The organism is Hymenobacter sp. DG25B, from assembly GCF_000801315.1.
Lineage (GTDB): Bacteria > Bacteroidota > Bacteroidia > Cytophagales > Hymenobacteraceae > Hymenobacter.
In genome coordinates this window covers 1,785,458-1,810,249 of record NZ_CP010054.1, presented here as the reverse complement: position 1 = coordinate 1,810,249, position 24,792 = coordinate 1,785,458, and the positions used below count along the sequence as shown (strand labels likewise).

Here is a 24,792-nt window from a genome sequence, read left to right as displayed (position 1 = left end):
ATGAAAATCAGATTTGGGATTCCCCGCGGCCTGTACCTGTTTGGCGTTCTGTTCATGAGCAGAATCTACACGGAGTTCTTAGTCTCGTGGGAAGGGGACCCTCTGCTACGGTATTATGCTTTTGCCTTATTGGGCATTACCATGTGGATTACGGTGCGTAATCTACGCTACCTCACCGGGGCCATGGGCTGGTGGTTTGGCCTCACGCTGCTGAGTCTGTTCCTGCTGGCGCTGGAGTCGTATGGGGGTTGGGGGCGCTGGTTTGTGTACCTGCACGTATTCAGTAAGCTCACTGATTTTCTGCTGGTTTTTGGCGTGTATGCTTATTACCTGCGTTGGGGTCTACCTAACTTAAAGCTGCTGATTGGGAGCATTCCGCTGGTTCTGCTGCTAAACCTGCTTGTTTTTCACCCGGAAACCTTCACCATGGAGGGCTTTCTGGAACAGGAAAGAGGGGTATCCTCAGCGTCTGCTTTCCTGCTCATTTTACCGCTGCTGTATTACCTGAACACTTATTTCAAAAATGGCTCTCTGCTGGCATTAGTGGCCTTTTTTGGTACCCTGAGTCTGATTGTATTTTTACAGCACCGAACGGTTTGGGTCACTACCGGTATTGTGCTGGTCATCGACCTGCTCCTCCTGATGCGCACTGTCTCTGTGCGGCCAACATTTAAACGGCTGGTGCCCATGCTGGTACTGCCGGTGCTGGTGGTGGCATTGGGCGGGCTGGCTATTGTACTAAATGACGAAGCAGTACAGAAGAAGTTCGAACAAAACATAGCGGACATCCGCAACCCGGATAAGCAGGGCACGGGCAACTTTCGCCTGAATCAGTTTGAAGCCTATATCCCCTTCCTACAGGAGTACCCCATTGCCGGCATGCGGCTCAAGGGTTTTGAGCTGCCAATACAGTTTTACCATAGCAATACCGGAGAAGCGGTATGGATAAACGGTACCGGACACCACTTTCACAGCTTCTATGTAGACCGGCTTTTCTACTTTGGGCTGCTGGGCTTGCTGTTGGCCGTGGGCCCACCTATTTACCTGGTTATTAAACGACTGCGCCAGCCCGAGCCTATGACCCTGGAGGCCGTGACTCTGGTGGCGTATGCCTGCGGCGCGCTGGTTTACGGGGTATCCTATAACTGGCCCGATTACTATCTGGGGTTGCTGGGCCTGGCGCTGGCCGCCGCTACCGTAGCCGATACCGCACCGGCCCCCGCGCCCGCTCCTGCACGTTCTGTTTCCCAGCAACCCCAGCTCGCTCATGGCTCCATCCCCTCTGTCCTGCTCCACAGCTGATCGGGGGCCGGCCGTTCTGTTCGTGGTCTTCAACCGGCCTGCGCTTACCTGCCAGTCCTTTGAGGCCATTCGGGCGGCGCGGCCGCCCCGCCTGTACCTGGCCGCCGACGGCCCCCGTGCCAGCCGGCCCCTGGAGGCGGAGCTGTGCGCGCAAACCCGCGCCGTGGTTACGGAGGGAATAGACTGGCCCTGCCAGCTGCAAACCTTATTTCAGCCCGCCAATCTGGGCTGCAGCCGGGGCGTATCCACGGCCATCAACTGGTTTTTTGAGCACGAGCCCGAAGGCATTATTCTGGAAGATGACTGCGTGGCCGGCCCTGACTTTTTCCCTTTCTGCCAGGAACTGCTGACCCGCTACCGCCACGATACGCGGGTGATGCACATTGGCGGCAACAACTTATTCCAGGAAGCCCGGGAGCATACCGCCCCCACCGATTCCTACTCCTTTTCCAGCCAAGTGCATTCCTGGGGCTGGGCTACGTGGCGGCGCGCCTGGCAGCTGTATGACTTTGAGTATGCCCAGCTGCCCGAGCTGCGCCGGCGTGGGTTGCTCAGCAGCATGTATCCTTCGCGGCTACAGCGGTATTACTGGCTGCAGAAGTTTGAAGCCATGCGCCGGCAAGCCTACCCGCCCCATACCTGGGATTATCAGTGGCACTTCACGGTAGCGGCCAATTCCGGCCTGGCTATTATCCCGGCGGTAAACCTGGTGCAGAATATTGGTTCCGGGCCCGATGCCACGCATACCGTCAGTGCCACCCACCATGTGGCCGGGCACACGCGCTACCGCCTCTCCTTCCCGCTGCAGCACCCCACGCCCGTGCTGGGCAACTATGCCCGCGATGAGCGCCAGTTCCGGCGGTTTCTGACGGGCCGGGTGCTGGCCCGCCTCGCCCGGCTTATTCGGTGGCCGGACCAGTGGCGGCTTCGGCGACGCGCCGCTACCGAGGGCCTGCCAGCGGCCAGCTACTCCGTACCTGCCACGTAGCCGCTTCGCCGGGTTTAACCGTCTACCGCCCTATCCCATTTTCTGTACCGTAGCTTCTCCCTGGACCCATGCTCTACGTTATTATTCCGGTTTTCAACCGCTGGGCGTTTACGCAGGCCTGCTTAAGCTCGCTCCGCCAGCAAACCTACCAGCACTTCCGCGTGCTTGTGGTAGATGATGGCTCTACCGATGGCACCGCTGAGGCGCTGGGGCGGGAATTTCCGGAGGTAGAAGTGCTGCGCGGCAACGGCGAGCTATTCTGGACGGCCGGCGTGAATATGGGCATCCGGCAGGCCTTGGGCTACGGTGCTACCCACGTTCTCACCCTGAACAATGATGTGGTGGCAACGCCTGCTTTTCTGGAGAACATGCTGCTCTGGGCCCGCCGGCAGCCCCACGCGGTGCTGGGCGCCCTGGAGCTGGACGCCTCAACCCGGCAGCCTATTTATGGGGGGGAGCGGTTTAGCTGGCTCACGCACCGCAGTGCCTTTCTGCTGCAGCAGCTGCCCGCCGAGGAGCGCCAGGGCCTGCACCCGGTTACCTACCTGCCAGGCCGGGGCCTGCTGATTCCGGGGGAAGTGCTGCGTACCATTGGCCTCTTTGATGAGCGCCGCCTGCCCCACTACCTCGCCGACTATGACTACACCAGTGTGGCGCGCCGGCGGGGGTTTCCAGTCTACATCAACTATGACGCCCACCTGCTGACCTACCCCGAGGAAAGCGGCCAGCAGCAAACCCGGCGGCGGCGCAGCCTGCGCGGCTACTACCAGCATCTGTTCGGCATTCGGGGCGGCGGCAACTTATTGAATTTCACCCACTTTGCCCTAAAAAATTGTCCACCCCTGCTGTTGCCGCTGTTTTTACTGAACGGGTATCTGCGGCGGCTGGGCGGGTATTTTCTACCGCATAAACTGGCCTGAGCTGTTGAGCTGAGCTACTTTATAGCTGCTTGAAATTGTAGAAGCGCTGCTGATTTTCCTTGCTATGGTTATTCTCGTGAAACGTACCGGACAGCTCGGCAACCGCCTGTTTCTGTTCGCCCATTTTATCAGCAATGCGGCGGAGTACGGCTACGAGTTGTGCAACCCCAGCTTTGGGGCGTACGCGCCATACTTTGAAGCCACGGCCAGCGGGGAGTTTGGCGGCCTGCCGGTTTCCCTGCATCCGTTTGGCAGGCAGCGCGCCCAGCTGGATAAAGTATTTGGCCTGCTGCAGCACCCCCGGGCATTCCGGCTACTGGGCAGCGCGGCGCGGCTGGTGCCCGGCAGCCGGCTCACGCTGGTGCATTCTGCTGATAAGGATGACACCTGCTTCGACCTGAACCAGCCGGAATACCTGGCGCAGGCCCGCAGCAGTAGCATTGTGCTGGCCCACGGCTGGCTTTTTCGGGATAAGCGCCATTTTGTGCGGCAGGCCCCGCGCCTGCGCCAGCTGTTTGCGCCCATTGCGCCCCACCGCCTCGCCGTAGCCAACCTGCTGGAACAGGTGCGCCAAACGGCTGATGTGGTGGTGGGCGTGCACCTGCGCCGCGGCGACTACGCCCACTATGCCGGGGGTGCCTTCTACTACACCAATGCTACCTACGCCCGCGCCATGCGCCAGCTGCGCGACCAGCTGCCCACACAGCAGCGCGTGGCCTTTCTGCTCTGCTCCAATGAGGAAGTTGACCCCACTGATTTTGCCGGATTAACGGTACACCGCCCCACCGGGCACTTCGTGGAAGACCTATACGCCCTGGCCGGCTGCGACTATATCCTGGGCCCGCCCAGCTCCTACTCCCTTTGGGCTTCTTTTTATGGCCAGGTCCCGCTGCTACATCTGCACAGTGCCGAACAACCGGTAGCACTGCCTGCATTCGAGGTTTTTCTGGATACCTAAATCTTCTGCCGATGCTTATGCTCCGTCTTCTGGCCTTTGTGCTCACAGGTGCCTGCCTCACCATGGAGTCTTCCCAGGCATTTCTATCGGAGGGCCCAAACGGACCGCTGGTGATTCGCCAGGGCGGCACCTACAGCGGCACTTTTATCAGTACCGATGCCAGCCGGCCCTGCGTGCGGATTCTTACCCGTGAGCCGGTACTGTTGCGCAACAGCTACCTGAAAGGCAGCGGCCACCTGATTGAAGCCGCGCCTGGCGCCTGGCTCACGGTAGAAAATTGCTACGGGCGGGGCGTGCTGCCCCAGATTCCGGAAACCGCCCGGGGCCGGTTTTTGGTGGCCGAAGGCGCCCGTATGCTGCGCATTGAACACTGCACCATGGAGCAGACCACCGGTATTTATGTGCTGCGCTGGAGCGGGGAAGGCACCCCAGAAGAAACCCTGACCGTGCGCTACAACCGCTCCCGCAATATTGATGGTCGTTACTGGAATGGCGGCCGCACCCGCGCCAGCTGGCTGAGTCTGGATAAGGTGTGGCGCGTGCCCGGCATCGAAATAGCATGGAACCAAGTGATAAATGAGCCCGACAGCTCCCTGGTGGAAGACAACATCAATTTCTTTAACTCCTCGGGCACCCCGGAAAAGCCAATTCAACTGCATAACAACTACATTCAGGGTGCTTACCCCTACCCGGCCACCAGCCCGCAGTATTCCGGCTCGGGCATTATGATGGATGGCCAAGGTGCCACTGCCGAAACCACCACCGCGTACGTGCAGGCCTACAGTAACCAGGTGATAAACACCTGCAATGCAGGCATGAGCATAGCAGCCGGCCACGATATCCGCTTCTTCCAGAACCGGGTGGTGCACAGCGCCCATCTGCCCGATGGGCGCTATCTGCCTTCTACGTTTGCCGGGCTGGCCATCTTTAATCATTACAATATGGACTCCTCGGTTTTCAACCGGCATAGCATCGACCATAACGTGGTGGGCTACAACAATCAGAATTACAGCGCTCCGGTGTCCGGCCGGCAGGATGAGCACCGCCATGCCTGTACCAGCTGCTCGGCCCAGCAGCATCTTCCTAACCCCATTACCCGGCGTACAGAGCAACTGGAATGGCGCCTCTGGAAACGCAAGCTACGCCGCCATCAGGTAAAAGTGGGGGCTACCCTGACCAAACCGCCCCAGCCGGCCAACATGCTGGCCCGGCGCTAATTGTGGCTAAACCGTAAAAATCTTCCCTCCGGAAGATTTTTTTTATGCCCTTGGCAGCAAATCAGTTACCCCAAAAAATCACATTCCGGCTTATATAAGCGGATTACGATATCTATTTTCTATTCCATCTTATTTTAGTCCTATATACATAATTTTGGTGTTGCCCCTCGGGTCATTTTATCTTTTGTACATTTGTAATGAATCACGGTATCAGATTTATGACTTTTACAAGTTACTATCTGATCTGCTTTTTCAAAATCGGGGCATAGTTCGCTGAAAGGGGGATTTGAATTGCACCGGAGTGAGAAGCGAGGAGACAGATGCTTTATAAGGCATGCTGTTGGAGAGAGTTGAATCGTGCTGCTGAAAACCTGTTTTACCAGGTAATTAACAACTTTATTAGTTTACTACTCCGTTCTTCTGCGCAGAAGAACGGCCTCCAGGAGCCCGGGGCTTGCGCACCACCGGGCGAGTACAGAAACTAACACCCCGTTGTTTTGGCCGGTGCCCGGCACTGACCATCAATTGCACAAAAATGATCTAGACATCTTGACCCAATTAAAACATAAGCGGGTTTAGCTAGTCATTCATTTCCCTGTTTTTCATTTTTACAAAACTCAGAATGCAAAAAACCTCTGGAAACCGGTTTGGGTACGCCCACAACACAACATCCTCTGGTGCACGCTTTCTGCCGCTGTTGGCGTTCGTGCTGTTGGTATTAGGGTTTGGTCCGGCTACGTTCCGGGCTGCTGCGCAAGCACCCAACGTGACCTATCAAGGTCCCATTACGATTTCAAAAGGCGGTACATATACGGGCAACTACCGCAGTACCGATTCTAATACACCGGCCATTAAGATTACCACTTCCGAGCCGGTTATTCTGGATGGCTGCATCATTGCCAGCGCCGGCGACCATATTTCGGCGGTTAATGGCGGGGCTGTTCTGACGGTGCGCAACTGCAAAGGCTATGGCCTCACGCCCAGCCAGGATAATATTCGCCGCGGCCGCTTCCTGGCTACCCACGCCGCTAAGTCGGTACGGGTAGAAAACAACTACATGGAGCAAACGACGGGCATTACCATTCACCAATGGACGGGTGATGGCTCGCCCTCCCAGACCCTGACGATTCTGCGAAACCAGGTGCGGAACATTGACTCGCGCTACCGCAACGGGGGTGGCACCAAAGCCAATTTCGTGGGCATGGATAAGGTTACCAACATTGGTAATATTGAAATTGCCTGGAACGAGGTAGTGAACACCCCTAACAACTCACTGGTAGAAGATAATATCAACTTCTACAGCTCGGGCGGGGTATCGAGCGCCTGGGCCAAAGTGCACGACAACTACATTCAGGGTGCTTATCCTTACCCGGCTACGGGTACGTCTTTCTACGGTACGGGCATGATTACGGACGGCCTGAAGGATGGCGCACTGCCGGCCTTCATTGAGTCTTTCAACAACCAGTTTGTCAGCATCTGTAACGGTGGTATGAACCTGGCCGCCGGCCACGATATCTACTACCACCACAACCGCATTGTAACGGCAGGTTTGATGCCCGATGGCACAACCAAGCTCCCCGCAACGTACTCCGGCGTAGCCATCTTCAACTACAACAACCTCTCGAGCAGTGTTTTCTACAACCACCGGGTAGATAACAACACCATTGGCTACGTGAAGTGGGGCTACAACCGCCCGTACGCCAACCGGAACGATGAAGCCGACTACGGCCTGCAGATTGCTACCAACACCCAGCACATGCCTAACCCCATTACGCTGGACACGGAGAAGAACGAGTGGACCATCTGGCAGAATAAGCTGAGCAGCAACAATGTTAAAATTGGGGTTGGCGGCAGCGGCGGCGGAACCACCACTACGCCTCCTGCTACTACCACCAACAAGGTGCCTACCGTGAGCCTGACGGCTTCTGCTACCTCGCCGGTAGTAAACACGGCTGTGAAACTGACGGCTTCGGCTTCGGACGCGGATGGTACCGTGAGCAAAGTAGAGTTCTTCTCAGGCAGCACTAAGCTGGGCGAAGATACTTCCTCTCCTTATGAGCTGAGCTGGACGCCCACGGCTGCGGGCTCGGTGAGCCTGACGGCGAAAGCCACGGACAATGCTGGTGCCACTGCTACCTCCTCGGCTGTGAGTGTGAGCGTTCAGGCGGCTACCACCACTACGCCCACTACGCCCACCACGCCTACCAGCACTACGCCGGTAGCCGGCACTTTCTACCGGGCTATTGACCTGAACGGGGGCGCCTCCACGATTGACGGCAAGAACTGGGAAGGCAACTCGGCACCCAACTACTCCATGAACGGCACGCTGCACAACAAGACCACCGTGGCGCTGATTCCCAGCACGGACGCGGCCCGCACGAACATGATTCGCTCTTCGAAGTACAGCAACACGGTGGACTTTAAGATGAGCAGCATGGCCAACGGCAGCTACCAGGTGTACCTGTACGTGTGGGAAGACAACTACTCGGAAACCTTCAGTGTGCAGGTGGAAGGCAAGTCGGTGCAGACGGGCATTGTCTCGGGCAGCGCCGGCACCTGGAAAAAGCTGGGCCCATACGCGGCTAATGTTACGGATGGCGTGCTGAACGTGACCACCACCGGCGGCACCGTTAACCTCTCCGGCGTGGAAGTATGGACTGGCTCTACCAGCACTACCACTACCACCACCGCTAACAAAGCTCCTTCCGTAAGCCTCACGGCTTCGAACACTGCTCCTACGGTAAACACGGCTATTACGCTTTCGGCTTCGGCTTCGGACGCGGATGGTACCGTGAGCAAAGTGGAGTTCTTCTCGGGCAGCACCAAGCTGGGCGAGGATACCTCCTCCCCCTACTCCCTGAGCTGGACGCCCACGGCCACCGGCACCTTCAGCCTCACGGCTAAGGCTACGGATAACAGCGCCGCGGCCACTACTTCGGGTGCCGTGAGCGTATCGGTGAAAGCCGCTACCACGACGACCACGACCACCACTACGCCTACTACCACGACCAGCACCGCTTTCTACCGGGCCATCGACCTGAACGGGGGCGCCTCCACGATTGACGGCAAGAACTGGGAAGGCAACTCGGCGCCCAACTACTCCATGAACGGCACGCTGCACAACAAGACCACCGTGGCGCTGATTCCCAGCACGGACGCGGCCCGCACGAACATGATTCGCTCTTCGAAGTACAGCAACACGGTGGACTTTAAGATGAGCAGCATGGCCAACGGCAGCTACCAGGTGTACCTGTACGTGTGGGAAGACAACTACTCGGAAACCTTCAGTGTGCAGGTGGAAGGCAAGTCGGTGCAGACGGGCATTGTCTCGGGCAGCGCCGGCACCTGGAAAAAGCTGGGCCCATACGCGGCTAATGTTACGGATGGCGTGCTGAACGTGACCACCACCGGCGGCACCGTTAACCTCTCCGGCGTGGAAGTATGGAAGCAGACAACCTCCACGGCCAGCATCTTCACTCCTTCGGCTGGTTCCCTGAACGTGGCCTCGGCTCCGGCCAGCGTATACCCCACGCCTCAGGCTGGTGGTCTGGTACAGCTGCCCGCCTTCACGGCCTCGGCAGTAGTAGTACCCGCGCTGCAGGCCCGCCAGTGGGCACTGGCTCCTAAAATTGGCTAATCCTTCCTGAATACAGGTGGTGCCCGCACCACTTGCCCTACTCGAAAAGCCCGGTCCCTATGGATCGGGCTTTTTTGTTTTTCTGGTAGTGTATGCCCGCAGGCTCAATAAAGCCTACCAAACCAGTAATTCATTTTAAACACAATTTGAAATAAATTTTTTCATAGATTATATTGACATTATCGTTTTAAATGCAATTATTTGTAAACATAGTTCTAACAATGGACTATTCAGTATTGCTTTCACTTTTGATTAGTTCTACTTATGAAAAGAGCCCTTATCACTGGTATTACCGGGCAGGATGGTGCTTACCTCGCCGAGCTGCTGCTGGAAAAAGGATATGAGGTGCACGGCATTAAGCGGCGCACTTCCCTATTCAATACGGATCGAATAGACCACTTATACCAGGACCCGCACGAAACCGACATCCGCTTCAAACTCCATTACGGCGACCTGACGGACTCCACCAACCTGATCCGCATTATTCAGGAAGTGCAGCCCGATGAGATTTACAACCTCGGGGCCATGTCGCACGTGAAGGTGTCCTTTGATACCCCGGAGTATACCGCCGATGTGGATGGGCTGGGCACGCTCCGCGTACTGGAGGCGGTGCGCATACTGGGCCTCACGCAGAAAACGCGCATCTATCAGGCCTCTACTTCGGAGTTGTACGGGCTGGTGCAGCAGGTGCCGCAAAGTGAAACCACGCCCTTCTACCCCCGCTCGCCCTACGCCGTGGCCAAGCTTTACGGCTACTGGATTACGGTGAACTACCGCGAGGCTTATGGCATGTTTGCCTGCAACGGCATCCTGTTCAACCATGAGTCGCCGCTGCGGGGCGAGACGTTTGTGACGCGCAAAATTACCCGCGGCGTGGCCCGCATTGCCCTGGGCCTGCAGCCCAAAATCTACCTGGGCAACCTGGACGCCAAGCGCGACTGGGGCCACGCCAAAGACTACGTGGAAGCCATGTGGCGCATTCTGCAGCAGGACACGCCCGAGGACTTTGTGATTGCCACCGGCGTAACCACCACCGTGCGCGAGTTTGTGCGCCTGGCTTTTGCCGAGCTGGGCATTGAGGTAGCTTTTCACGGCGAAGGCGAGCAGGAAACCGGCTTTGTGGTGCAGTGCACTAATCCCGACTACCAGCTGCTGCCCGGCCAGGAAGTAGTAGCCATCGACCCCGCCTATTTCCGCCCCACGGAGGTAGAGCTCCTCATTGGCGATGCCACCCGGGCCCGCACCCGCCTGGGCTGGACGCCCCAATACGACCTGCCCGCCCTGGTGAGCGACATGGTGCAGGCCGATGTGCTGCTGTTCCGCCGCGATGCCGTGCTGCTGGAGGCCGGCCACCGCATCCTCAATTATTACGAATAAGCTACCCGGCTCGCCCTCTCCCTCAGCATGGAAAAAAACGCTAAGATTTATGTGGCCGGTCACCGCGGTATGGTAGGCGCGGCGGTGGTGCGCCTGTTACGGCAGGAAGGCTATACCAACCTGCTGCTGCGCACCTCCCAGGAGCTGGACCTGCGCAACCAGGCCGCCGTGGAGGAGTTCTTCGCCCGGGAGCAGCCCGACTATGTGTGGCTGGCTGCGGCCAAAGTGGGCGGCATTCACGCCAACAACACCTACCGCGCCGATTTTATCTATGATAATCTGCTGATTGAGGCCAACGTTATTCATGCCAGCTACCGGCAGGGCGTGGGCAAGCTGCTGTACCTGGGTTCTTCCTGCATTTATCCCAAAATGGCGCCGCAGCCTATCAAGGAAGAGTATTTGCTCACGGGCCCGCTGGAAGCTACCAACGAGCCTTATGCCATTGCCAAAATAGCCGGCCTCAAGCTCTGCGAGGCCTACCGCGCCCAGTATGGTTGCCGGTTTATAACGGTGATGCCCACCAACCTCTATGGCCCCCACGATAACTACGACCCCGAAAACTCTCACGTAGCCGCCGCCCTGATCCGCAAGTTCAGTGAGGCCGCGGCCGCCCGGCTGCCCAGCGTAGAAGTTTGGGGCACCGGCACGCCGCGCCGCGAGTTTCTGCACGTGGATGACCTGGCCAGCGCCTGCCTGCACCTGATGCAGCACTACGATGGCGCCGAGCCCGTGAACATCGGTACCGGCGAGGACCTCAGCATCCGGGAGCTGGCCGAGCTGATTGCGGAGCTGAGCGGCTTCCGCGGCGACATCATCTTTAACCCCTCCCGCCCCGATGGCACCCCGCGTAAGCTGCTGGATGTAAGCCGCCTGCACGCCCTGGGCTGGCACCACCGCATCGGGCTCCGAGAGGGATTAAAAAAGGTGCTGGCCACCGCCGACTGGAAACCGGCCGCGCAGCAGCCCGCTCCGGCAATGACCTGATTCTCTTTTCTTTGCGTGTGCTTCCACAATCTTTTTTATCCTTATTTCTGATGGGCTTATGCACAATTTTATAGCCCGGGCAAAACGAAAAGCCGGCCGTTATCTGCGCGAAATAGTGCCCTATCAGCTGCACTACCGGCCCACAGGCGTGCACCCCAGCTGCCGGGAGCTGGCCCTGCGGCCGGGCAGTGAAGTGGCCTATTATGAGATTGTGCCCGCCGGCAGTTCCCACCTGCACGTGCCCGATGACTTTTACCAGCAGGCGTCTGATTTTGGAGGCCTCTACAGCAAGCCCAACCGCACGGAAAAGGTACCAGCCGCCGCCGTGGTAGTCCTGAAAAACGGCCGCATCTACGCTGATAATCCCAATAGCGTGGCGGTGCTTTCTTCCGATGGCGGCCTGGTGGGTGACATATCCTTTCAGTACACCAACAAGGAATGGGACCTGCTGGACCCCGCCCGCAACAACATATTTCAGCAACGCTTTTTTCAGGAGCCGCTGGAAGTCGCCGGCACGGTGTGCAGCTTGCTTTCCGGCGGGGGCGCGGCCAATGGCAACTATTATCACTGGCTCATTGACTCCCTGCCCCGCCTGCACCTGGTGCGCGAGGCCGGCCTGCTGAGCAGCATCGACTACTTTCTGGTGTATGATAAGTCCTTGCCGTTTGTGGTCCAAACCACGCAGCAAATGGGCATCAGGCCCGAGCAGCTGCTGGAGGTGAAAACACACCCGCACGTGCGGGCCGGACAGCTGGTGGTTACCGCCGCCGTGCGGGGCACCCGCACGCATACGCCCACCTGGGCCTGCAACTTCCTGCGGGATGTGCTCCTGCCCCCTCCGCCCACCGACCGTCCCTTCGGCTCTTACATCTACATCAGCCGCCGCGACGCTAAGTTTCGCCACGTAGTAAATGAGCCCGAGATGGAGGCTATGCTGCGGCCCTATGGCTTCGAAACCCACGTGCTTACGCCCTACACGCAGGCGGAGAAAACAGCCCTTTTCGCGCGGGCTAAAGTGATTGTGGCGCCCGTAGGTGCGGGCCTGGCCAATATCGTCTTCAGCTCGCCCGGAACGCAGCTGATTGAGCTGTTTCCAAAGAATTTTGTGGTGGCCGATTTTCTGGAGCTTAGCGCCCGTCTCGACATCGGCTACCAGTACCTGGTCTGCCCCTCGCCCCACGCCAGCCACACCCGATTAGCCGCCAACGCCGACCACCTGCTGGTAGACCTGCCCGCGCTGCGCCGCCAGGTAGAGCGCGCTATGCTGGAACACTTTTCCCCGGCCCCCATCACCCAGGCCAGCTGCTAGGCGGGCCTGGGGCCGTCCGCTTTTTCTTCCGCACTTCTCCTGCCATGGTTAATGCCCCTTCCACCGCCCTTGCCTCCCCCCAGGCGCCTGCTGCCCCAGAGGATGCACCCCAGGCCTTTGTTACGCTTTCCGTTGTAACCTGGAACAGTGCCGAGTGCATTGAAGCCTGCCTGCGCTCTGTGCTGACACAAACCCACCGCAACTTTGAGCTCTGGGTAGTAGACAATGCCTCTGCTGATGATACCTGCGCGCTGGTGGCCGCGCTGGCCGAAACCGATAAACGCATTAAGCTGCACCGCCTAAACCACAATACCGGCTTTTGCGGGGGCCATAACTACTCCCTAAACCGCACCACCTCCGAGGCCGTGCTGCTGGTAAACCCCGATACGGAGCTGGACCCGGATTACCTGGAGCACGCCCTGGCAGCCTTACATAAGGATGAGCGAATTGGCGTAGTATGTGGCCTGCTGCTGCAAAGCCGGGAACCAGACGCCCGTATTGACAGTGCCGGCATGCTGGCCCTGCCCGATGGCCGCTTTGCCCTGCGCCTGCACGGCATCCGCCAGAGCCAGGCCGGCCCGCTGACCCCGCAGTACGTAGATGGCGCCGATGGCGCCCTGCCGTTATACCGGCGGCGCTATATTGACGATTTGCGGGTGGAAGGCGAGTTCTTTGACCCTCGTTTTTTTGCGCATAAAGAAGACTGGGATATAGCCTGGCGAGGGCAGCTGTTGGGCTGGCGCACCTGGTTTGAGCCGGCCTGCCGGGCTTTGCACCCGCGCCAGTTTCAGCCCACCAACCTGCGCGTGCGCCTGCGCATGAGCCGCAGGGTACGCGCCAATGCCGTACGAAACCAGTGGATTATGCTCATCAAAAATACCCCCAAAGCCCAGATATGGCATATGGTGGTCCGGGCATTGCCCCGGCAGCTGGCCATTCTGGCTTATTTGCTGGTGGCCGAACGTACTTCCTTAAGCGCCCTGCGCTACGTGTGGCAGCACCGCAAGGAAATTCTTGCTTCACGCCGGCTTATCCAAAGCCGTGCCCGGGCGGGGTGGTCGCCGGTTGCTACTGCTTAAACCCATGTTCCTGCATATCAGCAGCAACCAATGCTTATGTATTGCATTTCCCTCCTGAATACTACACGATAATCTAGCTTAAAAATCCGCTGGCGCGTTCCCTTCTTATGGATGCGCCAGCGGATTTTTGTTGCAATAGTTAACCTGGGTGCCGTTGGTATTGCCCAGTAAGGCAAACCAGAACTCAGGACGCGGCAGATGCCATATTTCGCACTGGTTCGCTCTTTGACTCGCTCATTGGTAAAGGGAAGCGGACTTCCTGTTCCCGGCGCAGCCTGTCAATCAGGCGACCCTCGGGCAGCTCCACGTCATTATAGGTCAGCACCTGGTCCTGGGGTACGTCGTGGCGCAGGCGGCAACCCTCGGCCACGCCCAGGGGCAGCAGGTTTTGCTGCTGGGCCACCTCATAATTCTCCGCCAGGCCATAGGTGTGGTAGTGGCCGATGCCATCCAGCACCTGCCCGGCAAACAGGGGCACTTTGGCGGCGGTAATCACCTCCACCGTGGGCCGGCCCTGCGGCGCCAGCGCGGCATCCTGAAACAGCACGGCCCGGGCCACGGTGGTGGGCGTTTCAAAATGACAGAGGTGATAGGGCGTGTAGAAGCAGTACAGCGGGCCGGGGCCCAGCTTGTAGAGCTTGAGGTAATGCTGCTGCACGGGGTCATCGTGGGTGCCCAGCACGAATACGCCGGGGCCGGGCTCGGCGCCTACCACGTAGTCTACAATGCCCGGGCCACCATCCAGCAGGTGCTCGTGGGGTACCATTCGGCGGCTTTACTGATGGGGGTGCCGGTGGGTACGGTGGGGCCGTACATACCCCGCCGGGCCACGCGCATGCCCAGGGCATTGGCAATGCAGGCCTGCTCAAAGCTGATTTTGCTGCCATCGGCGAAGCTGGTGACCATGCTGGGGTTCTGCCCCCACTGCCGGGCAAAGCCTTCCTGCGTGGTGGGGTTACGGTAGGGGTCGTGCAGGCCTTTGATGTTGCCGCACAGCACGGGTTTCACGCCCAGTCCTTTGACAAACCGCACCAGATTCAACGTCACCCCGGGCTGGTCGCCATCGGAAACGGAGTAGATAACACCCGCCTCATCAGCATAAGCTTTTAGAATAGCGCCAACGGTGCCATCCAGCTCGGCATTCAGCAGAATCAGATGCTTGCGGTTGCGGATGGCTTCCATAGCCACGTGCGCACCGTGCTCTACGGCCCCGGTTACTTCAATAATAGCATCAATACCTTCGGCGCGGCACACCAGCAGGGCATCATCCGTCACGGCGGGCACGCCCTGCCGGATGCACTCCTCCAGCTGCGCTACCGAGGCCACCTCCCGCACCGAGCCGCTGCCGGCTGCCAGATACGCCTGCCGGGCTTTGTCTACGGAGCGGTTGGCAATAACCACCAGCTCCATGCCGGGCACGTAGCGGCAGATTTGCAGCGCTACACCCCGGCCCATAAAACCGGCGCCCACCATAGCCACGCGAATAGGATTGCGGGCCTGCGCCCTTTTTTGCAAAGCAGTATCAACTAAAATCATATCCTACAAAGCGTAAAAAGGTGAACGGGGGGACTCGGGCAGAGAAGCTACTGTGATATCAGAAGCTGAAAATCAGGATGACTGCTATCCTTGGCGGAAACAAGCTTGGGTGGGAAAGGCCACTTAATGGCAATGGCGGGGTCGTTCCAGCGCAGGCCCCGCTCGGCCCCGGGGGCATATTTGGCTGATACCTGGTAGAATACATCGGAATTATCCACCAGCGTGAGGAAGCCGTGCGCAAACCGCTCGGGCACCAGCAGCATGCGGAAGCTGTCGGCGGTGAGCTCTACGCCCAGCCACTGCCCGTAGGTGGGCGACTCTTCCCGCAGATCCACGATGACATCATAAACGGCGCCGCGGGTGCAGCGCACCAGCTTGGTTTCCTCATGCGGGGGCAGCTGGTAGTGCATACCGCGCAGCGTCCCCTTTTGGGGGTTGGAACTCACATTGGCCTGTAGCGGAGGATATAAAATGCCGTGCTCCCGAAATTCATCCTCGCACCACGACCGGGCAAAAAACCCCCGCTCATCACTCATTCGCTCCACATCAATGATGTAAGCCCCAGGCAATTCAGTCTCAGTAAAAATCATAACATCATATGGTTTAGGGAAAAGAAGGAGAGACACGGGGGATGCATGGGGTAAGCAGGAAGCGTGCTAGACTACCTCGGCGGGCACAGGCGCAGCCACCGCGGCCGGAGCCCAATACAGCGTATCGGTTAGCTGCTGGCTTTCGCGCAGCTCTGTGAGCACACGCAGGCGCATGAGGCGCGAGGAGCGGAATTCGGGGTCGCGGAAGTTCATGGCGAGCAGGCCGTCGCGCAGCTCGGCAATGGTATCGGCCAGCTGATGCCGGGGCTGGTGCTCGGGGGCCAGGGCGCGGAACAGGCTGAAATCGACGCGGTAGGAACGTTTGTCCGGGGGGGCATCGGCGTTGAGCTCTACGGTGGTGCCGGGCAGGGCGTGGGCCACCGCCTGGGCCAGCTCGCGCACCTGGTAGTTCCACTCGTCGGAGCCGGCATTGATGGCCAGGAAGGCGCCGCCCAGCACGGCCGGGCGCTGCACGGCCCACTCAATGGCGCGGGCCATATCCAGCACATGAATTAGGGGGCGCCAGGGGGTGCCGTCGCTCAGAATACTGATGCGGCCACCGGCCACGGCGCCGGCCACAAAATCGTTGAGCACCAGGTCCAGCCGGAGCCGGTCGCTCCAGCCGCAGGCGGTGGCAAAGCGCAGGCAGGTTACCCGGAAGGTGTCATCGGCCAGCGGGGCCAGGTCCTGCTCGCTGAGCACTTTGGAGCGGGCGTAGGCGGTTAGCGGGTTGAGCGTGGAGGCTTCGGTTTTGGCCCCCTCGCCCCCGGCGCCATACATACTACAGCTGCTGGCAAACACAAAAGCGCGCACACCGGCGGCCTTCGCCTGGCGGGCAATTTCGATGCCGGCGCGGTAGTTTACTGCCAGCGTTACTTCCTCAAAGGCTTTGCCCATAGGGTCGTTGGAAATGGCCGAGAGGTGTACCACGGCATCCACGCCCTGCAGCAGATCGGCCGGAAACCGGCGCACGTCGCCAAAAATTTGCCGGTTGAGGCGAGTTTCGGGCAGGCGGGAGGCGCCCGTGAGGCAATGAGCGAAGAAGCCGGTATCGTAGCCAATGAGCTCGGCCTGGGGAAAGCGCTGCCGCAGCTGGCGCACGACGCCCGGCCCCACATAACCCATATTTCCGGTGATGAGAATTCGATTCATAGGTGGAGTATTGGTTGAGAAAGAGTCAACATAATTTGATTATATAACTTTAATAATCAGTTTATTAACACAACATAATACAGGTAAGGTTGAGGTAAAAAAGGCAGCATAATCCCTGGAAAGCAGCCGGCAGGAAATAGTAGGCCACGGGTCAGTCCACGGGTATAATAGTGGGGCTGGCTACCCGCTCGCCCTGCGGGGCCTGCACCGGTGCGGCCAGAATTTCGGCCAGTACGGGGTCGGGCGTGGCGGGCTCGGGAGCATCGTTCCATACTTTCCAGCGGGCCTCCCCTTTAGTCCAGAGCTCATCCAGCAGGTTCCGGTCGCGGAGGGTATCCATGGGCTGCCAGAAGCCTTGGTGGCGATAAGCCGAGAGCTGGCCGCTGGCCGCCAACCGCTCCAGCGGGTCTTTTTCCCACACGGTATCGTCGCTGTCAATATAGTCCAGCACTGCGGGCTCCAGGACAAAGAAGCCGCCGTTTATCCAAGGCGTGGCTTCGCCTTCAGGCTTTTCGGTGAAGCTGCCCACGGTGCCTTCGCCTTCACTTAAGTTAAACACCCCGAAGCGGCCGGGCTGGCGCACGGCCGTGAGCGTGGCCAGCGTGCCCTGCTCCCGGTGAAAGCGCACGGCTGCCCTAATGTCCACATCCCCCACCCCGTCGCCGTAGGTCATGCAGAAGGGCTCGTTGGGGTTGAGGTGCTCGCGCACGCGGCGCAGGCGGCCGCCGGTCATGGTCTTCTCGCCGGTATCTACCAGCGTCACGGTCCAGGGCTCGGCGTGGTTGCGGTGTACCTGCATTTCGTTGCGGTCCATGCGGAAGGTAACGTCTGAGTTGCGCAGGAAATAATCAGCGAAGTATTGCTTGATCATGTGCCCCTTATAGCCACAGCAGATTACAAAGTCGCGGATGCCGTGGTGGGCATAAATTTTCATGATGTGCCACAGAATGGGCCGCCCTCCCACTTCTACCATGGGCTTGGGACGAATGCCGCTTTCTTCGCTGATGCGGGTACCGTAGCCCCCGGCTAATATCACTGCTTTCATAGAACGGGCACTGTTAACGGTGGATACAGAATAGACTACAAGACAAGTGATGTGAATGAGCTTCGCCTCGGATTAAGAGAGGTACAAGTTGCATGAATGTAGTAATAATTATAATAATGTCAATATAAATTATGAATAAATTTTACACCATTTATATACATAATAAATAAAGTACAGACATAATAATACTCTTCACCTTTAGGGTTAGCCCTGGAAAGAAACCATGCTACTGGAGTGCTATTCGGCGGCTAAGGGAGGGCGCCCGGCCAGCTGGGCGAGCAGGCGGGCCGCTACCAGGTACACAAAGCGGGTATTGGTGGTGAGGTAGCGCCGCCACAGGCGGCGGGGCTCCAGCCACAGCCGGTACGCCCATTCCAGCCACAAGCGGCGGGCCCACGGGGGCAGGCGCCGCTCCAGGCCGGCATACACCATAAAGGCCTGCCCTACACCCAGCATACAGGCAGAGATGCGGCCCTGGTGTTCGGCCATCCAGCGCTCCTGGCGCGGGCAGCCCAGGGCCACAAAAACCAGATCGGCGCCGCTGGCATTCATGGCGGCTACATCGGCCTCATCCTCGGCGGGGGTTAGCGGGCGGAAGGGCGGCGCCAGCGTGCCGGCAATGCGCAGGGTGGGCAGCTCGCGCGCGGCCCGGGTCACTATAGCCGCCAGCACGGCGGGCGTAGTACCATAGAAAAACACAGACTTATCCTGCGCGGCGGCGGCGGCCAGCAGCTGCGGCAGCAAATCCATGCCGGCTACACGGGGCTGCGGGCTACCGCCAAACCAACGCACGCTGGCCGCCACGGGGCTACCATCGGGGGCTACCAGGGCAGCCTGGTTTACTATCTGGCGGAAATGGCGGTGGCGGTGCGCCTCTACTACCATGTGCACATTGGCAAAGCACACGTACGCGGAGGCACGCCGGGCGGCCAGGTCCAGAATGCTGTCCACAAACTGCTCGGTAGTTCCCGTCGAAATCCAGGTGTCCAGCACCAGCTGTTTGGGCAGCATGTTTTCTTTAGTAAAGCAGTTGATTTAATATTGGAAGCCGGTGACAAACCCTTTACCAGGGCTTAGTAAGCATTTTTCTCGCCTTTCACCATGTTCCAGACGGTGCGGCCAATGATTTTCATATCCAGGCCAAACGACCAGTTTTCCATGTATTGCAGGTCGTACTCCACGCGCTTTTCCATGGCCTGCGGGGCGCGGGTTTCGCCGCGGTAGCCGTTTACCTGCGCAAACCCGGTAATGCCCGGCGTTACGGCATGGCGCATGTGGTAGGTGGTAATGTACTTAGAGTACTCCTCCAGCTGGCTGATCATGTTGGGCCGGGGCCCTACCACCGACATATGGCCCAGCAACACGTTGAAGAACTGGGGCAGCTCGTCCAGGTTATACTTGCGCAGGTAGCGGCCCACGCGGGTAACGCGGGGGTCCTGGTGAGTGGCCTGCAGCTCGGGGTTGGGGTGGTCGGCGCGCATGGTGCGCAGCTTGTAGCAGGGAAACAACTGGTTGCGCTTGCCTGGGCGCATCTGCTTAAAGAAAACGGGCCCCGGCGAATCCAGTTTAATCAGCAGCGCCAGCACCGGCAGCAGCAGCGGGAAGATGCCCACAATTACAAACAGGGAAAAGCCTATATCGAAGAGGCGCTTCATAGTTTGGTTGTAGCGTATGCCCAGGGGCTGGCTGCGGATGGTGAGAATGGGTAGATGGTCGTAGAAATACACATTCACCTCTTTGTGCACGGTGCCGCAGAAATCAGGAATGATGCGGAAGGTGAGGAAATGCTCATCGGCAAAGTGGGAAAGCTCCTCAATGAGGTGGCGCTGGTCCATGGGCAGCGTGAAATAGAGCGTGTCTATCTGGGCGCGCAGGCAGTAGTCTTTCAGCTCCTGCAGAGGGCCGCGCACCAGGGGCCGCAGGCCGGGGGCCACGGGCTCATCGGCAAAAAAGCCCATAAACTCGTCGCCAATAGGGTCGTGGGAAAACAGAAACCGGTACAGCTCCTGGCCCGAGTCGCCGGCGCCTACAATAACGTAGCGGCTGTGCGGCCGGGATATTACCTGATGATAGGTGCGGTACAGAAAGGTGAGCAGAAAGCGCATGCTCACCACCCCTATCACGGAGAAGGCATACACCGTGAACAGGTACCGCAGCGGCACCCAGTAAATCTGCAGCAGCAAAGCGCCCAACAGTACCACCACGGCATGCAGCAGAAAGGTGCGCAGCAGGTACAGCAGCTTCTCCCGGTAGGTAATGAGCTTGTCTACGCGGTAGATGTTGGCGTACTGGCCCGAGAGAATCCACCAGAGCATGCCAAAAATGACGAACAGCAACGGGGAATACCCCTCAAAGCTCCAGCTGCTGTATAAAAACCAGCTCGTGCTACGGAAGGCCACAAAAATGACCAGCACATCTATGATGGGAAAAATAATGCGCGAGCCGTCTGAATAATGTCTGTAACGTTCCATAAATCTTCCTCACCGCTACCATTTACACTTTTGGGGACACCCTAAGTACGGAACTTTTTATAGTTTAACCAATATTTTTTATAACAATTTTATAAATTATGCCAAAATTATTTAAGATAATTTATATATGAATATCATTCCCAGGCGCTTACGGAAGTGCTTAGGTAGTAAGGCAGGCTTCCAGAGGCATTTTCACGGCTGCTCTGCCTTCTCCTTGACTGGTTCTTTTAGCTGGCTCTACTCCCAGGGCCTGTCACTTCGGACCTCACTTCTTTAAGCGTGCCCATGAGCAACGCGGTTGGCAATCAGCAGCGCGGCTCTTGCCCAGCAGACTACGCAGGGCAGCAGCTCATCTGCCCCGGGCATTGGCCTACTCCCCGGAAAGAAAGTAACAACATAGCCCTCAACCCAGTAAACGGGAGAGGAAATGCTCTTATTTCCGACTACTTTATTTCCTGGTATGGGTCCTCATTTCCTGTTTGCCACCGGTATTGAAAACAGTAACCCCACCATCCAGAACGGCCGGTTGCGGGTAGATGAAATGGCAAAATGCGGCCATTATGAGCACTGGCAAAAGGACTTTGACCTGGTGCAGGAAATGGGCATTCATTTTCTGCGCTACGGCCCGCCCATTTATAAAACGTGGCTGGCCCCCGGGAAGTACGACTGGTCCTTTGCCGACGAGACCTTCCAGGATCTGCTGCGCCGCAACATCTCCCCCATTGTGGATTTGTGCCACTTTGGCCTTCCCGACTGGCTGGGGAATTTCCAGAACCCCGACTTTCCGTTGCTGTTTGAGCAGTATGCCCGCGCGTTTGCCACCCGCTTTCCGTGGGTGCAGCTTTACACGCCCGTGAATGAAATGTTCATCTGCGCCGAGTTTTCGGCCCTGCATGGGTGGTGGAATGAGCAGCTTACCGGCCACCAAAGTTTTGTAACGGCCCTCAAGCACATTGTAAAAGCCAACCTGCAGGCCATGCGCGCCATTCTGGAGGTGCGCGCCGATGCCATTTTTATTCAAAGCGAATCCTCGGAGTACTTCCATGCCGAAAATCCGGCTGCCATTCGGCCGGCGGAGCTGATGAACGCCCGCCGCTTTCTGTCCCTGGATCTGAACTATGGCCGCCGGGTAGAGTCGGAGATGTATGAGTATCTGATGGATAATGGCATGACCCGCGACGAGTACCACTACTTCATGCACAACAAGATGAAGCATCATTGCATTATGGGCAATGACTACTATAAAACCAACGAGCACCGCGTATCCGCCGATGGCAGCATTCGGCCGGCCGGGGAGGTTTTCGGCTACCACGTTATTACCACCCAGTACCACGACCGGTACCGGCTGCCGGTGATGCACACGGAAACCAATCTGGCGCAGGGCTCTACGGGCGAAGAAGCCGTGAACTGGCTCTGGAAGGAATGGGCCAACGTGCTGCGCGTGCGCAACGACGGGGTGCCTATTGTGGGCTTCACCTGGTATTCCCTCACCGACCAGGTGGACTGGGACACGGCCCTGCGCAGTAATAATGGCCGCGTGAACCCGCTGGGGCTGTATGATCTGGACCGCAACATCCGGCCGGTGGGCAAGGCTTATAAGCAACTGATTAAGGACTGGCAGCAGGTGCTGCCCACGCACAGCGTCTGCCTGCAGCTGCCCATTGTAATGCCCCGGGAAAGCAGCCGCCTTTGGGCTAAGCAGCAGGAAGCAGAGGCCAAGAAAAACAGCGCCGATGTCTCCACTGCCCAGGCCAACGCGCCGCGAACCTAGTATGGGCTAATTCCTCTGTTCTTATGAAAACCAGATTTCAGGATAAAGTGGCCCTGATTACCGGCGGGGCCAGCGGCATTGGCCTGGCCGTAGCCAAGCGCCTGGCCTGCGAGGGCGCCCGCATTGTATTAGCCGATTATAAACAGGAAAACCTGGACGCCGCAATGCCCATCGTGGAGGCCGCCGGGGCACCCGCCGTGTGGGGCAGCCTGTGCAACGTGGCCGACGAAGCCCAGGTAGAAGCTACCGTGGCCGGGGCTCTAAAGCGCTTTGGACGGCTGGATGTGGTGGTCAACAATGCCGGCCTGATGCAGTTCAAACCTTTGGAACAGCTTACGGGGGAAGACTGGCTGCGCATCCTGAATGTGGATTTGCTGGGCGCCTTTTACTTTATCAAGCAGGCCTTTTTGCATATGAAACCTGGTAGCAGCATTGTGAATGTGGCCAGCATTCATGCCATAGAGACCAGCCCCCTGGTGGCGCCGTATGCCGCGGCCAAAGCGGCGTTATTGTCGCTCACCCGCTCTGCCTCGCTGGAGGGCAAGCCCAAAGGCATCCGCACCAACGCTATTCTGCCGGGTGCCATCGATACGCCCATGCTCTGGGATAACCCCAACGTAAAAAGCGGCGTGGAAGTCATTGACAAAACTGATGTGGGTCAGCCTGAAGATGTAGCCGCCGTTATAGCCTATCTGGCCTCCGACGATGCTCATTTTGTACAGGGCGCCGAAGTGCGCATCGACGGTGGCCGCCTGACGCGGTTGTAATTACGCCTGCTGGCACCAGGCTGTCCATCCTTTGTACCTCACTAGCCTAAAACATGGGTTATTCACTGAAATCAGTACCTCATTCCCAATGCCACCGGTACCACCGGCCTAGCGGGCCCCTGCCCGTCCGCTTCCTGAAATCCTGGGCTGGTGTGGTGCTGCTTATCCTGGCGCTGGCCAGTTGCCAGAGTAATCCGGAAGTAACTCAGGTACCCACTGCGCCCGCCCCACAGCCTAAGCTGGCTACCGGCAGCGCTTTGCCCGCAGATACTGCCACACCGCAGAGGGCCTCGGAAATGAAGCAGTCTGTTGCCCTCACTTCTAATGCCCTGCAATTGGTAGCACAGCCGTCGGGCTCTACCACGGAAATACCGCTGGGTATGCCCCAGGAGGAATTGGTTGCGCTTTTGAATAAGGTCCTCGCCCAGAAAGTGGCGAGCGTGGGTATCAACTCCGAGTGCGGAGTCGGGCCTTTAAAAATGGCTACCTGGGGCAACGGCTTAACGGTGGCTTTCCAGCAAAAAAAAGCGGGTAACTGGCTGTTTGCCGGCTGGTCCGTTGGGGCACCGGCCGGCACCTCGCCTAAACCTACTACCATGGCGGGAGTTGGTATTGGCTCTACCCGCGCAGAGTTGGAAAGCGCTTATGTCATAAAGAGAATGAAGACCAGTTTGGGGCAGGAATTCTCTACTGCCGATGGCCTCTACGGCATTCTGGACGGCCCCGGACCCGAAGCCCGAATTACCAGCATGTGGAGCGGCGTGAGCTGCGTTTTTCGATAGCTGCCCCGGCCACAAACCCAAAAACCAGCAGACTAACTTAGCTGCTGGTGCAAAAGAACAGCCGTGGGCTGTTCCAGTCTATCCTTTTGGAAAGGGTACTAAAAAAGCAACTGTAAATGCAGGAACTGCCTGTTGTCTGTAATTCCCGGGGTATTAAGAGTAATTACAGGGTGGCGGCGGCGGTGCGTTTTCAGCTGTATTCGATTAACGCGCAATAAAACCCTTGGCTTCCCAGGCTTTCACATTTTGCGTGCGTACAAAACGGGTTTCAATATGCCCCCAGGCATCCTGCTTGTACATTACGGTTTTTCCCTGTTCCCGCGTGTGCATTATCTGTAAATGCTCGGCGTGCGAAAGCGTGGCAGCAGGGGCAGATTCTTGAGGTTTCCGCGTACGGGTACGTTTGGTCGGTTGTGTCATAATGGATATAACGCAAACTACGAAAAAAAAGAGCCCGTTCGCACCTGGCAGACCGGCTCTTTTTTGGATAAATAGTAAAATCGAAAGCTTTATGGCGCCGAGCGTGAACCCATCCGATATTTAATGGCACTTTGCCTGGTAGCAGCTATGGAGGAGCGCAAATTATTATTGGTCGCGGGCGCAATAGCCCCCTCATAAGTGGTAGCCGTTCTGGCTCGCGCACCGCACCCTCTCCTGAAGCATGCTTCTACCCAGGCCGCGCGCCCGGCTGTCTGGCAATACTTCTGCTTGCCGGATGTTGCTTAACTCCTGTCTCCTTCCTGTAAAGCTTAAAAAGATAGCCGTAGGCAAATTGCTTTGCTGTATAAGCCTCCGTTGGCATTCTTGCCGCTGTTAACCGGGGTCATTCTTTTATTCTCTCTTTGTCCTTAGCTTACTTTGATAAATCTTGCCAAAGATCAAATAAATAGTTGTATCAGATAAAATT

The 24,792-nt window shown here is 58.1% G+C and carries 20 protein-coding genes; 13 read left to right on the top strand and 7 right to left on the bottom strand.

Translation table 11 applies throughout. From position 1 onward, the window contains the following. The 10 genes from PK28_RS07730 (at window position 1) to PK28_RS18940 (ending at window position 13,771) form a co-directional block, all read left to right on the top strand. Window positions 1–1,302, top strand: coding sequence for an O-antigen ligase family protein (locus tag PK28_RS07730; RefSeq protein ID WP_044513066.1), 1,302 nt, complete (start codon window positions 1–3; stop codon window positions 1,300–1,302). Next, window positions 1,268–2,290, top strand: a complete 1,023-nt coding sequence (locus PK28_RS07725; protein WP_044513063.1) for a hypothetical protein — start codon at window positions 1,268–1,270, stop codon at window positions 2,288–2,290. The genes PK28_RS07730 and PK28_RS07725 overlap by 35 nt, the downstream gene beginning before the upstream one ends. Before the next feature lie 68 nt (window positions 2,291–2,358). Beyond that, the gene (locus tag PK28_RS07720; RefSeq protein WP_044513060.1) at window positions 2,359–3,210 is read left to right on the top strand and encodes a glycosyltransferase family 2 protein; all 852 of its coding nucleotides are present in this window, start codon (window positions 2,359–2,361) and stop codon (window positions 3,208–3,210) included. 76 nt (window positions 3,211–3,286) lie between these two features. Then, window positions 3,287–4,168 (top strand): O-fucosyltransferase family protein, encoded by an 882-nt coding sequence (locus tag PK28_RS07715; RefSeq protein WP_156126300.1) that lies wholly within the window; start codon window positions 3,287–3,289, stop codon window positions 4,166–4,168. Between the two features lie 17 nt (window positions 4,169–4,185). Then, window positions 4,186–5,385, top strand: a complete 1,200-nt coding sequence (locus tag PK28_RS07710) for a hypothetical protein (protein WP_156126299.1) — start codon at window positions 4,186–4,188, stop codon at window positions 5,383–5,385. 622 nt (window positions 5,386–6,007) lie between these two features. Next, window positions 6,008–9,022, top strand: a complete 3,015-nt coding sequence (locus PK28_RS07705) for an Ig-like domain-containing protein (RefSeq protein WP_156126298.1) — start codon at window positions 6,008–6,010, stop codon at window positions 9,020–9,022. A gap of 264 nt (window positions 9,023–9,286) precedes the next feature. Further along, a complete protein-coding gene (gene gmd, locus PK28_RS07700) occupies window positions 9,287–10,399 on the top strand; it encodes a GDP-mannose 4,6-dehydratase (RefSeq protein WP_044513051.1) in 1,113 nt (370 codons plus the stop codon). Between the two features lie 27 nt (window positions 10,400–10,426). Beyond that, window positions 10,427–11,383 (top strand): GDP-L-fucose synthase family protein, encoded by a 957-nt coding sequence (locus PK28_RS07695; protein ID WP_044513049.1) that lies wholly within the window; start codon window positions 10,427–10,429, stop codon window positions 11,381–11,383. 58 nt (window positions 11,384–11,441) lie between these two features. Further along, window positions 11,442–12,692, top strand: coding sequence for a glycosyltransferase family 61 protein (locus PK28_RS07690; protein WP_044513047.1), 1,251 nt, complete (start codon window positions 11,442–11,444; stop codon window positions 12,690–12,692). Window positions 12,693–12,736: 44 nt separating this feature from the next. Then, window positions 12,737–13,771, top strand: coding sequence for a glycosyltransferase family 2 protein (locus PK28_RS18940; protein WP_048825729.1), 1,035 nt, complete (start codon window positions 12,737–12,739; stop codon window positions 13,769–13,771). Window positions 13,772–13,955: 184 nt separating this feature from the next. Here PK28_RS18940 and PK28_RS20915 read toward each other — a convergent pair whose 3' ends face one another. The 7 genes from PK28_RS20915 to PK28_RS07655 form a co-directional block, all read right to left on the bottom strand. Further along, a complete protein-coding gene (locus PK28_RS20915) occupies window positions 13,956–14,537 on the bottom strand; it encodes a hypothetical protein (RefSeq protein WP_231576238.1) in 582 nt (193 codons plus the stop codon). After that, entirely contained in the window at window positions 14,492–15,286 is a 795-nt protein-coding gene (locus PK28_RS20910) for a hypothetical protein (RefSeq protein WP_231576237.1), read from the bottom strand. The genes PK28_RS20915 and PK28_RS20910 overlap by 46 nt, the downstream gene beginning before the upstream one ends. A 68-nt stretch (window positions 15,287–15,354) precedes the next feature. Beyond that, window positions 15,355–15,897, bottom strand: coding sequence for a dTDP-4-dehydrorhamnose 3,5-epimerase (rfbC, locus tag PK28_RS07675; protein WP_044513045.1), 543 nt, complete (start codon window positions 15,895–15,897; stop codon window positions 15,355–15,357). Window positions 15,898–15,963: 66 nt separating this feature from the next. After that, window positions 15,964–17,049 (bottom strand): NAD-dependent epimerase/dehydratase family protein, encoded by a 1,086-nt coding sequence (locus tag PK28_RS07670; protein ID WP_044513044.1) that lies wholly within the window; start codon window positions 17,047–17,049, stop codon window positions 15,964–15,966. A gap of 151 nt (window positions 17,050–17,200) precedes the next feature. Then, window positions 17,201–18,094 carry a glucose-1-phosphate cytidylyltransferase gene (gene rfbF, locus PK28_RS07665; protein WP_082017012.1) on the bottom strand — a complete coding sequence of 298 codons (894 nt, stop codon included), beginning with the start codon at window positions 18,092–18,094 and terminating at the stop codon, window positions 17,201–17,203. A 237-nt stretch (window positions 18,095–18,331) separates the two neighbouring features. Continuing rightward, a complete protein-coding gene (locus tag PK28_RS07660; protein ID WP_044513043.1) occupies window positions 18,332–19,105 on the bottom strand; it encodes a WecB/TagA/CpsF family glycosyltransferase in 774 nt (257 codons plus the stop codon). A gap of 62 nt (window positions 19,106–19,167) precedes the next feature. Further along, the gene (locus PK28_RS07655; protein WP_044513041.1) at window positions 19,168–20,565 is read right to left on the bottom strand and encodes an exopolysaccharide biosynthesis polyprenyl glycosylphosphotransferase; all 1,398 of its coding nucleotides are present in this window, start codon (window positions 20,563–20,565) and stop codon (window positions 19,168–19,170) included. Between the two features lie 460 nt (window positions 20,566–21,025). Here PK28_RS07655 and PK28_RS07650 point away from each other — a divergent pair, with 460 nt between their 5' ends. From PK28_RS07650 to PK28_RS07640, 3 genes are read left to right on the top strand one after another with little or no spacing between them, the layout of a single operon-like run. Next, window positions 21,026–22,336, top strand: coding sequence for a family 1 glycosylhydrolase (locus PK28_RS07650; protein ID WP_044513039.1), 1,311 nt, complete (start codon window positions 21,026–21,028; stop codon window positions 22,334–22,336). 23 nt (window positions 22,337–22,359) lie between these two features. Continuing rightward, window positions 22,360–23,103, top strand: coding sequence for an SDR family NAD(P)-dependent oxidoreductase (locus tag PK28_RS07645; RefSeq protein WP_044513037.1), 744 nt, complete (start codon window positions 22,360–22,362; stop codon window positions 23,101–23,103). A gap of 53 nt (window positions 23,104–23,156) precedes the next feature. Next, the gene (locus tag PK28_RS07640) at window positions 23,157–23,885 is read left to right on the top strand and encodes a hypothetical protein (protein ID WP_156126297.1); all 729 of its coding nucleotides are present in this window, start codon (window positions 23,157–23,159) and stop codon (window positions 23,883–23,885) included. Window positions 23,886–24,792 lie beyond the last annotated feature (907 nt).